Origin of the sequence: Luteibacter sp. SG786 (genome assembly GCF_011759605.1) — a bacterium.
GTDB lineage: Bacteria > Pseudomonadota > Gammaproteobacteria > Xanthomonadales > Rhodanobacteraceae > Luteibacter.
The window spans coordinates 615302-628499 of sequence record NZ_JAAOYX010000003.1 but is presented as its reverse complement, the minus strand read 5'-3'; the positions used below and the strand labels follow the sequence as shown (position 1 = coordinate 628499).

Below are 13198 nucleotides of genomic sequence, written 5' to 3'. Positions count from 1 at the left end.
CGATGACATGCTCAGCCGTGCCCCGATACGAGGCAGGCATTATCGGTGCCGTCGCCGGATCGGGCTTCCGCGAGGAGGCGGCCGTTGCACCCGACGGTGATGACAGGAGGAAGCCATGCGTGACCGACAAAGGGCGTCTTCCCCATGTTCGCCACCGTGAAGACAAGCGCGAGATCGCGCCATTCGAAGTTGTCGGCGAGATGTGTCTCGGTGCTCGTCAAGGCCACGGAAACCGAATAGGTACCCACGCCGAGATTTACATCGAACCGCGAGCGCACCTCGACAAGATCGCCCGCAGAAACATTCGCCGCCACCTGGTTCGTATACGAGGTGTTCGTGCCATACATAACCTGTCCAAGGCGATCGCGGATCATATAGCCCACGACAAGGCAGGGGATGGCCTGACGGAGCCGCGCACGGATCACCAGTTCGACGGGATCACCCACGCCGACATAATCGACGACCTTCCGGTCCAGCGTTTCCAGATGAACGCTTTCGATCGTGGCCTCGCCTGTCCCGGAAAGCGTCGCGGCCTGCCCGCCGGCATCGACCTGCTTGATCGTGCCATTTTCCATATCGGCAATAAGAGCGTTGTACAGATCGAGCACCTGCTGCGGCGTGCCATCGGCGATCAGCCGGCCTTTTTCGATCAGGATCGCACGATCGCACAGCCCCTGGATCGCTGCCTTGTCGTGGGAAACGATGAGGAGCGTCGTGCCTTCGTCGCGAAACTGACGAATGCGTTTGAAACACTTGTGCACGAAATACGCATCCCCGACGGAAAGCGCTTCGTCGACGATAAGGACATCCGGGCGCGACGCCGTGGCCAGGCTAAAGGCAACGCGCATCTGCATGCCGCTCGAGTAGGTGCGGAGCGGCTCGTCGAAGTATTCGCCCACCTCGGCAAACGCCTCGATATCGGGCATCAATGAGTCGATCTGCGCGCGCGAGAAACCCATCAGGCCCGCACTGTGCACGACGTTCTCACGCCCGGTCAGGTCCGGGTTGAAACCCATGCCCAGCTCGAGGATTGCAGCGATACGACCGGATGCGGACACCCGGCCTTCGGTAGCGCCCAGCGTACCGGTAACGATCTTTAGCAGCGTGCTCTTTCCCGCGCCGTTTTGCCCAACGATGCCCAGCGCTTCGCCAGGCATGATGTTGAAACTTACGTTACGCAGCACCCAGTGCTCCTTGATGCGCTTGGAGTGCCAGCCGACCCATGTGCCGAAGCGGCGCCATTCGCTACCGTATTCACGATACGACTTGCCAATGTTTTCCAACCCAAGGACAGGAGTGCTCACAGGACATCCACCATATCGGTTGCCGCGCGGCGGAACAGCAGAAGACCTAGGATCAGAAGGACCAGTGCGGAGACGCCGATCGGCAGGAGCGACATCGGATCCGGTGCCCGTCCGTAGACGAGCAAGGCCTGATATTCGGTAACGATCCAATACATCGGATTGAGTCGCATGACATACATCAGCTGCGGCGGCACGATCGAAACCATGTAGACGATCGGAGTCAGCCAGAACCAGAGCTGGAGGACGACGACCATGACCTGATTGATGTCGCGCACGAAGACGTTGAGCACGCCGAGCAGCAAACCGAGTCCGAGACCCAGCGCGATCGTGCTGAGCATGAGTGCGGGCACCCACAGCAAGGCCAGTGTCGGAAGATGCCCCAGCAGGGCAAACACGACGATGGTCATGAGGAATAGCATCAGATTGTTGACCAACGCCGAGCCCACGACGGTGATCGGGAGGCATACCCGCGGAAAGACGATCTTTTTCAGCAGGCCGCCATTGTCCACGAACACGGTGATCGACCGGGACACGATCTCGCTGAACAGCGACCACGCCAACATGCCAGAGAGCAGATAGAGCGAATAGGCATACCGGTTATCGATACCGGGCAACTTCGCCGACATGATGCGAGAAAGGACCAGCGAGTAGATGGCTACCTGGGCAAGGGGCTGCAGGATCATCCAGACCGCGCCAAGCTTGCTTCGCGCAAAGCGCGAGCGCAGGTCGTTGCGGATCGACGAGACGATGAAATGCCGATAGCGCCAGACAGCTAGAAACATGTCTTTCATGGGTTGGCCCCAAGGTGATTGGCTGCATGGGGGATGTCGGCCACGACGGGGAACATCTGGCGAACGGCGCTCAGGCGCTCGACCGCGATCCGGCCGGCGACACTCATCGAGTGCCGCGACTTCATCTCTTCGGCTGCGCGCCGTCCAAGTTCGGCGGCACCCTGGCGGTCTGCTGCCAGTTCGCGCATGAGCGCGGCCGCGTGGTCGACGTCCGGCTCGGCCCATGCACATCCTTCTCCGTGCATGTATTCGCCCGGCCCGACAGCCACCATCTCGAAGCGGACCAGCCGGCTATTCCCGGCATCCATGAACTCGAGGTTTCCCGAATAGCCCGTACCTATCACGGCCTTGCCCAGGGCCATGGCCTCGGCCATGCCAAGGCCAAAGCCTTCCGAACGATGAAGCGAGACGTAGGCCTCGGCGGCATCGAGCAGATCAAGCATCTGCTCGCGCGGCACGTACCCATCGACGACCCGCACCCGCGGATCGCCTGCGGCCCGCGCGAGCAACGCATACAGCTGCTCCCGGAAGGCTTCGCCGTTGTTCGACTTGATCACCAGCCGTACGTTTTCGTCACCTCGAGGGAAGGCGCGGGTAAACGCATCGATCACGGCGGCGGGATTCTTCCGCGCGATATAGGAGTGGAAGTCGAAACTGAAAAGGAAACCGAACGGGGCGTCTTCGCCCTTGCCCCTCCCAGGCAGCACAGGCGGCTCCACCGGCACGCGCACCAAGGTCACCGGTTTGCGCGTTACGGACATGAAAGCATCGCGTACGAATGGCGAAGCGACCCAGATTTCGTCCACGTCGTCCAGCGCCGGCAACCAGTCCGCCGGAATCGCTTCAAGTTCCCAGAACCAGTAGCCGATCCGGTAAGCGTCCGGCCGGCGGGCCACGCTCGTGGCTTCCATCGCCGCGCCAAGCTGGTCCGGATTGATGCAAAAAATGTCGATCGGATAGGGAGCGCTGGACGACAGGGTCAGATCTCCCGCGCGATCGCTGTTTCGCACGGCGTCGAGAACCCCCGCGTCCACCAGGGATACAGCATAACCCTCCGCGAGAAGCGCACGTGCGAGCGCCCGGAAATTCTCGGACAGGCCCAGCGCCCCGTGCGCGAACCCGATGAGATTCACACCGCGACCGTTGTCCGGGACAGGCACTCGCAGCGGAAGAGCCTTGGGTGCCGCGGATCTGTCGCCTGCCAATGCGACCGCTCCATGAGTCGTGCCACTGGCAGCCGCTATGAGGCGCGCACGCAGCGCATCCTTCCAGCGAAGCGGAACAAGAGCATAGAGACGACGGACGACTGGATGACCCCCTGCATGAGTCAGGGAACGCAAAAGAGCCACCGCCCTGCTGCGTCCCTTGGCGCCACCGCTCATCGGATGTCGCGACGTGACCATTTCGAGCCTCACGCTAAGGCAGCCGCCAATTCCCGACGCAGGTCTTCCACGTGTTCCACACCTACCGACAGCCTGATCAGACCGTCGCTTATGCCCAACCGCTTACGGTTGGCCGCCGGGATCGAGGCGTGCGTCATCATCCCGGGATGCTCGATCAGGCTTTCGACACCACCCAGCGATTCGGCGAGCGCGAACAGTTCGCAGCGCTCGAGAACGCGCCGGGCTTTCCGCAGGCCTCCTGAGACTTCCACTGAGATGATTCCGCCGAATCCGTCCATCTGTCGCTGCGCCAACGCGTGCTGGGGATGCGACTTGAGTCCTGGGTAGATCACCCGGTTGACCGCGGGATGCTTGTCCAGCCACTTGGCGAGATCCATCGCATTGGCGCAATGGGCCTTCATGCGCAGGCTGAGAGTTTTGAGGCCGCGCAGGGCAAGGAAGGCATCGAATGGCCCTGCAATGGCACCGATCGAATTCTGGAGGAACGCCATGCGCTCCGAGAGCTCGGCCGTGGCCGTCACGACGATGCCGCCCACCATGTCCGAATGGCCGTTTAGGTACTTCGTGGCCGAGTGCAGCACGAGGTCGGCACCCTGCTCGATCGGCCGCTGCAGGATGGGCGACGAGAACGTGTTGTCGACCACCAGCAGCAAGCCATGCTTGCGCGCGAATGCGGCGAGCTTGCCAATATCCGCCAGCCTGAGCATGGGGTTGGTCGGCGTCTCGAGCCAGATCATCCGGCTGGTCGGCTTGAGGGCCACCTTGAGGGCGGCCAGGTCATTGAGGTCGACGAAGGTGAAATCGAGGCCGGCGGAGCGGCGGCGAACCCGCTCGAACAGACGATACGTGCCCCCGTAGAGATCATCCATGGCTATGACATGGTCACCGCTGTCCAACAGTTCCAGGACCGTGGCCGCTGCGGCCAGGCCGGAACCAAACGCGAATCCGGCATCCCCGCCCTCCAGATCGGCGACGCAACGCTCGTAGGCACCGCGCGTCGGGTTCTGGGTACGCGAGTACTCGTAGCCCTTATGGCGGCCAGGGCTTTCCTGAACATAGGTCGAGGTGGCGTAGATTGGCTGCATGATGGCTCCCGTCGAAGGGTCGGGAGCCTGCCCCGCATGGATGACACGCGTAGCGAGGTCGAGGTCGGTCGATCGCGTTTTCTTCTTCATGGGGCATCCAGCTTGAATTACCGCCCGGAGGGCCGGGCAAAGCCTGATATCTTACCGCTACAGCCAGCCCGAGGTGACCCATGGGCGCCAAACCATTCAGATTACCTGCCGCCGGGCGCTCACCGAACAGTGGCGATCAACTTTATCCCTTAATTATCATTCACTTAGCTAGATATAGCAACTCTTCTGCGGGGATATCCTAAAGCCGCCTGCCCTGCCTCCCAACTAGCCTTAAGGCGAAGTTTCGGGAAACGAGCGTTTAGGTAATGTGCTTGGTACGGGCGCTATTCCCGTGCATCATGATGGGCTAGCGTCGGCGCGGGCAGCGACACCGACAATCGTCAAGAGGAACATGCATGGATTCAACTGCGGCTCACACGCGTCTGCTGGTTACCGGCGGTGCTGGCTTCATCGGTGGCAACTTCGTCCTCCGCGCCGTCGCTGCCTCCCGCCGCGTGCTAAACGTCGACAAGCTGACCTATGCGGGCAACCCAGATACGCTGGCCTCGATCGCAGGACAGCGCCAGTATCGATTCGTGCAAGGGGACATCGGCGATCGCGCGTTGATGCTGACGCTTCTCCGCGAGGAACAGCCTACCGCGGTCATCAATTTCGCGGCCGAGTCGCACGTCGATCGTTCCATCGATGGACCGGCGGCGTTTATCGAAACCAATGTCGTCGGCACGCTCTCCCTGCTAGAGGCTTGCAGGGATTACTGGTTGTCCCTTGCGCCCGAGGCTCGGGCGCAGTTCCGTTTCCTGCACGTGTCGACCGACGAGGTCTACGGATCGCTGGGCGACAGCGGCAAGTTCACGGAGACGACGCCCTATGCGCCCAACAGTCCTTACTCGGCCTCGAAGGCCGCTTCGGACCACCTAGTGCGCGCGTTCCACCATACGTACGGCCTCCCCGTCCTGACGACAAATTGTTCCAACAATTACGGGCCGTTCCAGTTTCCGGAGAAGCTCATTCCGCTGACAATCAACCGGGCGCTGGCTGGCGATTCGCTACCGGTCTACGGTGACGGCAGCAACGTACGCGACTGGCTGCATGTCGGAGATCACTGCGAAGCGATCGAACGCGTGCTGGAAGCGGGAACACCCGGAGAGACCTACAACGTGGGTGGCGACTCCGAGCGCCGGAACATAGATGTCGTCAGGGCCATCTGCGCCGTGCTTGACGAGCTGACACCGCGCACGGACGGAATCGCCCGGGAGTCCCAGATCGAATTCGTCCGCGACCGGCCCGGCCACGACAAGCGGTACGCCATCGATGCTTCCAAGATCCAGCACGAGCTCGGCTGGCGTCCGGCCCATACCTTCGAGCAGGGCTTGAGAGATACCGTCAAGTGGTACCTTGATAACGGCGAATGGACCAAGCGCGTCCTCGACGGCTCTTACCGTATGGAGCGACTCGGCGCATGACTCGGGGCATCGTCCTCGCCGGCGGATCCGGCACCCGCCTCTATCCGATCACGCAAGGCGTGAGCAAGCAGCTCCTGCCTGTCTACGACAAGCCGATGATCTATTACCCGCTTGCAACGCTCATGTTGGCGGGCATCCGGGACATCCTGATCATCAATACGCCCCATGAGCAATCGATGTTCCAGCGCCTCCTGGGCGATGGCTCGCAGTGGGGCGTCAACATCAGTTATGCGATACAACCGTCGCCGGATGGCCTTGCCCAGGCATTCCTGATCGGCCGGGAATTTATCGGTGGACAGCCCAGTTGCCTGGTCCTCGGCGACAATATCTTCTACGGACACGGATTGACCGATCACCTCAGGCGCGCAGCGGCTCGCACCGAGGGTGCTACCGTTTTCGGCTATTGGGTGAGCGATCCGGAGCGTTACGGTGTCGCCGAATTCGACGCCGCAGGCAAGGTGGTTGGCCTGGAGGAAAAGCCCTCCACGCCGAAGTCCAACTTCGCGGTGACGGGTCTTTACTTCTACGATGGCCGGGCATCCGATATCGCGGCCGATCTGAAGCCGTCCGCTCGCGGTGAGCTTGAGATCACCGACCTCAACATGCGCTATCTCGCGGAGGGCAAGCTCCAGCTTGAACGCCTCGGACGCGGGTTCGCTTGGCTGGATACGGGAACGCACGATTCGCTCATGGAAGCGGGGATGTATATCCAAACCATCGAGAAGCGACAGGGCCTCAAGGTCTGCTGCATCGAAGAAATCGCCTTCCACAATGGATGGATCGATGCGGAACAGGTTCTCCGCATCGCGTCGACACTGGGCAAAACGGGCTACGGCGAATACCTTCGCAGGCTGGCCAAGATCGGTAACACATGATCAAAGTAACCAAGACATCGCTCGAAGGTGTCCTTGTCATCGATCCGGTCGTCCACGGCGATGACCGGGGATTTTTCTTCGAGAGCTTTCATCAAGCCAAGTTCGCCGACATCGGGATCGACGCTTCTTTCGTACAGACGAATATTTCGCGCTCCACTCGTGGCGTGTTACGAGGCCTGCACTACCAGCAGCCGCATCCGCAAGGGAAGCTCGTCACCGTTCTCGAGGGCGAAGTGTACGACGTCGCAGTTGACATCCGCCCAGCATCCGAAACCTTCGGAAAATGGGTCGCCGCCATGCTGTCGTCGGTGAACAAGCGCCATTTCTGGATCCCGCCTGGATATGCGCACGGTTTCTGCGTCGTTTCCGATGCGGCCACATTCATGTACCAGTGCACGACGCTATACGATCCGGCCGCCGACGCCGCCATTCGCTGGGACGACCCAGCGATTGGCATCGACTGGCCCATCAGCGAGCCGTTGCTGTCGCGTAAGGACATGGACGCTCCGTTACTGGCCGATATCCCGCGGGAGCGCCTCCCGAACGTGTCGACGTGACGGTCCTCGTCACAGGTGCGAATGGGCAGCTCGCGGCTGCGTTGAGGGCAATTCTGCCCCCGGAAACCCTTTTCTCGGGGCGCGCGGGAGACATACTTCCGCACCTGGACCTGAGCCGCCCGGATGAGATAGCACCAGCGCTCGACAAGATAGTGCCCAACATCATCGTCAACACAGCCGCCTACACGGCCGTCGACGCCGCCGAAAGCGACGAAGAGACCGCGTTGGCCGTCAATGCGCATTCCGTAGGCGAGATGGGGCGGTGGGCTTTCCAGCACGGAGCTTTTGTCCTGCATGTCTCGACGGACTACGTATTCGACGGAACGGCGTCCCGGCCTTACACGGAAGACACCCCTATCGCCCCGATCAACTCGTATGGCCGGAGCAAGGCCATCGGCGAACAACGACTGAGGGAAAGCGGCGCATCCCATGCCATCCTGCGAACGTCGTGGCTATACGGTCCCGCCGGCCGCAATTTCTTCGTCACCATGCTGAGACTGGCCAGGGAACGCGACGCGCTTCGTGTCGTGGATGACCAGATGGGCTCCCCAACGACGACTGCGGTAGTGGCCGGCGCCATCCACCACATGCTCAGGCGGCGGAAGACGCAGGACAAGTCCAGCGCTCCATCGCTCGAAGGTACCTTCCACGTGACCTGTCATGGCCAGACCACGTGGCATGGCTTTGCCAGGGCGATCTTCGAGGGAGCCGTCAGTCGCGGGCTGCTTGACCGGATGCCCCGTCTGGAACCAGTGAGCACGAGCGAATTCCCCACATCTGCCCGCCGGCCAGCCTATTCTGTCCTGGACCCGTCGAAGTTCGAGCGCACGTTCGACTATCGACTCGCCGATTGGCAGTATGCGCTGGACGCTGTACTTGATTCTCTTCACCCGTGATTGCGACGGAGCGACTCATGCTTATTCCCTTGATCCTCAGCGGCGGCAGTGGTACGCGCCTATGGCCGGTGTCCCGGCGTAATCTGCCAAAGCAGTTCCTCTCCCTTACCGGGGACCAGACCCTCTTCCAGCAGACGTTGCTTCGCGCATCCCGGCTGCCCGATACCGTGGCGCCCATTGTCGTCGCTGCCGACGATCATCGGTTCCTTGCCGCTGAGCAGTTGCAAGAACTCGGCCTGAACGATGCCAGCATCCTGCTTGAACCCATGGCCAAGAACACGGCTCCTGCGATCGCGGTGGGGGCGCTTCGCGCGCTGGAGAAATCGTCCGATGCGCTGATCCTGGTGCTCCCCGCGGACCACCTGATTGGTGACGACGGCTCGTTCTCGGAGGCTGTGGCAAAAGCCCTTCCGCTTGCCGATCAAGGCTGGCTAGTGACTTTTGGAATCCGCCCGGATCGTGCCGAAACGGGATTCGGTTATATCCAGCGCGGCGACGCGTTGGAGAACCAGAGCTATCGGGTCAGTCAGTTCGTCGAAAAGCCGAAGCTCGAGGTCGCCGAGTCGTACCTGGCAAGCGGCCAGTACGATTGGAACTCGGGCATGTTCCTGTTTCGCGCGGCGATCTACCTCGAAGAACTCGCACAACATGCACCGGAAATGTTGGCGGCCGCCAAGGAAGCCTATACGAAGGCCAACACCGACCTCGACTTCGTCCGCCTCGATGCCGAGGCTTTCGCGGCGGCTCCTGGCGATTCGATAGATTACGCGGTCATGGAGAAAACCTCGCGTGCTGCGGTCGTGCCGGTGAGCTGCGGCTGGAGCGACATCGGCTCATGGGATGCGCTCTGGCTCGCGGCGACCAAGGACAGCAACGGCAACCACACCGAGGGAGACGTCATCGCCATCGATACCAGGGGCTCGCTCATCCGGTCTCACAATCGCCACCTCGTGGCAACGCTCGGTCTCGAAGACGTCGTAGTGGTCACCACCCCGGATGCCACCCTCGTGGCCCGTCGCGATGCATCCCAGGACGTGAAGAAGATCGTCGACGAACTGAAATCGGCCGGTCGCAGCGAACATGACCTTCATCGTGTCGTCCGCCGCCCATGGGGCAGCTACGATTCGCTCGAATCGGGAGATCGCTTCCAGGTTAAGCGCATCGTCGTGAAACCCGGTGCCGCGCTCAGCCTGCAGATGCATCATCATCGTGCCGAGCATTGGATCGTGGTCAAGGGTGTCGCCGAAGTCACCTGCGACGATAAAGTGTTCCTGCTCGCAGAGAACCAGAGCACCTACCTGCCGCTTGGTAGCCGTCACCGCCTGCGCAATCCCGGAAAGGTGCCCGTCGAACTCATCGAAGTCCAGTCAGGAAGCTACCTCGGCGAAGACGACATCGTGCGCTTCGACGACGTCTACGGACGCGCCTGAGCCGTCCCGACCTGGCCGCCCTCGGTGCGGCCAGGTCCAGCCAGGCCCCTCGGCATGAGTCTTCGCTTCCCCTAGAGTTCGATGAACCGGCGGGTAAGGGATGAGACAAGGCCATGAAGGCCGCGTTGACGAGGATTTCCGTCGATATGGATCATGCCGGTGCGGCAATGGCCCTCATGCCATCCAGCTCATGGAGGCGACTGGACCCCATGGCACCATCGGCCGAGACCATTCAATAGCTACCCTGCGACGACGCAGCGATCAACGCCGAAATCTCACTCGTCTTTGCCTGCATCAGTTCCGCGTCGCCACGTGATTCAACGTTCAGTCGAAGCAACGGCTCGGTATTGGACGAACGCAGGTTGAATCGCCAACCCGGGAATACCGCGCTGACCCCATCCACATAGTCGAGTTCTGGCATCTCGTTCGCGTAAAACTCGAGCACCCGAGCCACGGTCGCATTGGCGTCTTGAACGACGAAGTTGATCTCGCCACTGCACGGATACGCCGCCATGCGCTCGGCAAGCATCTGAGTGAGACTACGGCCGCTAATCGATAACCGCTCTGCCACCAGCAACCATGGAATCATCCCCGAATCGCAATAAGCGAACTCGCGGAAGTAATGGTGAGCACTCATCTCTCCACCGTAGATGGCATCTTCGGCACGCATGCGCTCCTTGATGAAGGCATGGCCCGTTTTGCTTTCGACCGGAATGCCACCAGCGGCATTCACCATGTCGATGGTGTTCCAGGTCAGACGGGGGTCATGAATGATCTTCGCTCCGGGATGCTTCTCGAGAAGCTGTGCCGCCAGCAGGCCAACAATGTAGTAACCCTCGATGAACTCTCCCGCCGCATCAAAAAGGAAGCAGCGGTCGAAATCACCGTCCCAGGCGATACCGAAATCGGCACCGTGCTCGCGAACCGCGTTCGCGGTGACGTCGCGGTTCTCCGGCAGCAATGGATTTGGGATTCCGTTTGGAAAACTGCTGTCAGGCTCGTGGTTCACCCGAACAAATTCGAACGGGAGGTGTTCCTCGAGCAGGTCGACGACGACACCCGCTCCGCCGTTGCCGGCATTGACGACGATCTTGAGAGGCTTCAGTGAAGCCACATCGATATAACTCAACAGGTGACGGATATAAGCCGACTTATCGTGCTCCCTACTGATCGAACCACGAGAGACCGCGGGCTGGCCAAAATCGCCGCCCTCCACCATCCGCTCGATATCACGCAGGCCGGTGTCGCCACTGATCGGCCGCGCACCTTCGCGCACTAGCTTCATGCCGTTGTAATCAATGGGATTGTGGCTGGCGGTGACCATGATTCCGCCAGCGACATTGCGGTGGAACGTTTGGAAGTAGACTTCTTCCGTGCCGCAGAGGCCGATATCGACCACATCCCTACCTTCGTCGTTGAGCCCTCTCGCGATTGCGGCTGCGAAGCTGGCGCTATCACGACGGATATCGAAACCTACGACCACAACGCCTTTCCCAACCGTTCGCGCAAAGGCACGCCCCAGACGGTAGGCAATATCCTCATTCAGTTCGTCAGGCACACGGCCTCGAATATCGTAAGCTTTGAAGCATTTCATGGGGGCATTCCAGCACGGGACGGGGCATTTTCGTCCAGAAACCCCGCTCACTCAAGAAACCTCAGGGCTGTCGCTCCACTACTCCACCCCGCAACCAATAAAACACCGACTGGCCTTCCCTGGAACGGAACGTCCTAGATTCCGTCGCCGATATGCCGGAGGCCAGCAACACCTGCCGATACCGGCTCTCCTCAGCCAGGTTCCAGTAAACAAGACGGAACTCCGTAATGCCGTCCTTCTTGAGCTTGCCGATCGTATCGGGCTCGATATCCACGCCGTAGCGCACGCCATTTTCGGTGAGGAAAGCGAATGAGGTGAAGAACCCCCATTCCGGAAACAGATAAGCCACGTTAACCGGCGCGCCCCGAGCTTCAAGGGCCAGCGTCGTGAGCGCGTCACTGCTGTGGCCGCGACCTCCGGTCTTTACCAGCCATTCGTGGAAGCGGGCCTGCTGGACGAGGTTTCCGCCAATCATCGCCAGCGCAAGCACCGCGACAATCGCCAGTCGGACGGGACGAGAGGGAAGACGCACCAGCTCGGCGAGTTTCGCAAGCAGGAGAACCGGCAGCAGATAGACGAATGGCAAGAGCACACTGAAGTGGTGCGCCCAAAGTCGATGACCGAACAAGGACGCCAAGGCAACGAAGGAGATCGGCATCAGCGCCGGAAGAATCGATATCACCGCCCGCGGCTGATGCTTCAGTACATGGACGATACCGATCGCGACGAGGCCTGCGATAGCCACAACCAGCCACCAGACCTTCATTGTCCCCCATGCGCTGGGCAGCCCTTGGCCGAAGATCATGCCCTCGTTGGCGGCATCGCTGGTCGCCAGTCCGACCATGTCCCACGCATATTGAAGGTTGTTTCCGGAAGCGCCACTGGCGTCGAACGGTTTGAGCTGCCCGAGCATCCCGCGCACGAACTCGAGAGTCGGCTCGACGCCATGCTTCTTCGCCAGCAGAGAGAGGAACCCGAGCAGAAAGGGTGAAACACCGACAACGGCACCGGCCAACCAGCGTGCCCAATCGCGACGGGGTATCCAGCAGGCCACCAGGATGGCCATTGCCGGCGCGAAGAAGGCCAGCACGAAGTAACCATAACTGGCGAGGCCAAAAAAAACACCAGACCAGAACACCCGGCGCCGGACGAGCCACGATCCGCTCTCGGCCGGAAGCGCGAGCAGCATCGATACGACGAGCCACGCGGCACCGCCGAGCACGATGTAGAACTGGGTACGAAACGAGGCCGTGAAGGCGAGTTCCGTCGCAAGGCCGAGGCCGGCCACCAATGCCAGTGCGCGCGTTCCTGTGAGGCGACGGACAAGGTGGTAGAGCGCCGTCAGCAGGATCAGACCGAAGACTGCCTGCTCGAGGCGCAAGGAGGTGACGCTGAATCCCGTCACGGCGAAGAAGGGCAGGCCCAGGTAAGCGTTCTGCAGCCCGTGGTAGAAGCTTCCGAGGATGGGGAAAATCTTGGACGGGATGCCTGCGCCGGGGTTGTGCCCACGATGTAACCACTGGGCCGCGAGGAAGTCCGGATTGACGGCGTCCATATAGATCCCAGGAAGATCCGAATGGACGAGAACGAGGCCAAGGAACGCGCCAAGCGGCAGCATCCACGCCAGGCGGGCGGCCCAGGCTTCCTTCCAGTACATCAAGGACGTCTCCTCTTCGGTCGCAGCCCGTGCACCGGCGCTGGTTCGCAGATTATACAATCGAGGCAGACATGCCGATCCACCAGGGGAAC

11 protein-coding genes are annotated in these 13198 nt (G+C 61.1%); 5 read left to right on the top strand and 6 right to left on the bottom strand.

Going from position 1 to position 13198, the window contains the following annotated elements; all coding sequences use genetic code 11:
• Window positions 1–11 precede the first annotated feature (11 nt).
• From FHS47_RS18765 to FHS47_RS18750, 4 genes are all read right to left on the bottom strand, one after another.
• Window positions 12–1304, bottom strand: a complete 1293-nt coding sequence (locus FHS47_RS18765; RefSeq protein WP_167031853.1) for an ABC transporter ATP-binding protein — start codon at window positions 1302–1304, stop codon at window positions 12–14.
• Window positions 1301–2095, bottom strand: coding sequence for an ABC transporter permease (locus FHS47_RS18760; protein ID WP_167031850.1), 795 nt, complete (start codon window positions 2093–2095; stop codon window positions 1301–1303). The genes FHS47_RS18765 and FHS47_RS18760 overlap by 4 nt, the downstream gene beginning before the upstream one ends.
• On the bottom strand, window positions 2092–3228 hold the full coding sequence (locus FHS47_RS18755; protein WP_167031847.1) for a glycosyltransferase family 4 protein: 1137 nt from the start codon (window positions 3226–3228) through the stop codon (window positions 2092–2094). The genes FHS47_RS18760 and FHS47_RS18755 overlap by 4 nt, the downstream gene beginning before the upstream one ends.
• A 278-nt stretch (window positions 3229–3506) precedes the next feature.
• Window positions 3507–4673, bottom strand: coding sequence for a PLP-dependent aspartate aminotransferase family protein (locus FHS47_RS18750; protein WP_167031844.1), 1167 nt, complete (start codon window positions 4671–4673; stop codon window positions 3507–3509).
• A 356-nt stretch (window positions 4674–5029) separates the two neighbouring features.
• Between FHS47_RS18750 and rfbB the strand changes: the two genes are divergently transcribed.
• Genes rfbB through FHS47_RS18725 form a run of 5 tightly spaced genes read left to right on the top strand, consistent with a single transcriptional unit; the run spans window position 5030 to window position 9855 of the window.
• A complete protein-coding gene (gene rfbB, locus FHS47_RS18745) occupies window positions 5030–6097 on the top strand; it encodes a dTDP-glucose 4,6-dehydratase (protein ID WP_167031841.1) in 1068 nt (355 codons plus the stop codon).
• The gene (rfbA, locus tag FHS47_RS18740; RefSeq protein WP_167031838.1) at window positions 6094–6972 is read left to right on the top strand and encodes a glucose-1-phosphate thymidylyltransferase RfbA; all 879 of its coding nucleotides are present in this window, start codon (window positions 6094–6096) and stop codon (window positions 6970–6972) included. The genes rfbB and rfbA overlap by 4 nt, the downstream gene beginning before the upstream one ends.
• Window positions 6972–7529 carry a dTDP-4-dehydrorhamnose 3,5-epimerase gene (gene rfbC / locus FHS47_RS18735; RefSeq protein WP_167032358.1) on the top strand — a complete coding sequence of 186 codons (558 nt, stop codon included), beginning with the start codon at window positions 6972–6974 and terminating at the stop codon, window positions 7527–7529. The genes rfbA and rfbC overlap by 1 nt, the downstream gene beginning before the upstream one ends.
• On the top strand, window positions 7526–8425 hold the full coding sequence (rfbD, locus tag FHS47_RS18730; RefSeq protein WP_167031835.1) for a dTDP-4-dehydrorhamnose reductase: 900 nt from the start codon (window positions 7526–7528) through the stop codon (window positions 8423–8425). Before rfbC ends, rfbD begins: the two co-directional genes overlap by 4 nt.
• 17 nt (window positions 8426–8442) lie before the next feature.
• Complete coding sequence (locus FHS47_RS18725; protein WP_167031831.1) at window positions 8443–9855, top strand: mannose-1-phosphate guanylyltransferase/mannose-6-phosphate isomerase; 1413 nt, start codon at window positions 8443–8445, stop codon at window positions 9853–9855.
• A gap of 232 nt (window positions 9856–10087) precedes the next feature.
• On the opposite strand, the gene FHS47_RS18720 is transcribed toward FHS47_RS18725, so the two are convergent.
• Together FHS47_RS18720 and FHS47_RS18715 are read right to left on the bottom strand one after the other, a co-directional pair.
• Complete coding sequence (locus FHS47_RS18720; RefSeq protein ID WP_167031828.1) at window positions 10088–11449, bottom strand: phosphomannomutase; 1362 nt, start codon at window positions 11447–11449, stop codon at window positions 10088–10090.
• 61 nt (window positions 11450–11510) lie between these two features.
• Window positions 11511–13106, bottom strand: a complete 1596-nt coding sequence (locus FHS47_RS18715) for a glycosyltransferase family 39 protein (protein WP_247741544.1) — start codon at window positions 13104–13106, stop codon at window positions 11511–11513.
• Between the last annotated feature and the right edge of the window lie 92 nt (window positions 13107–13198).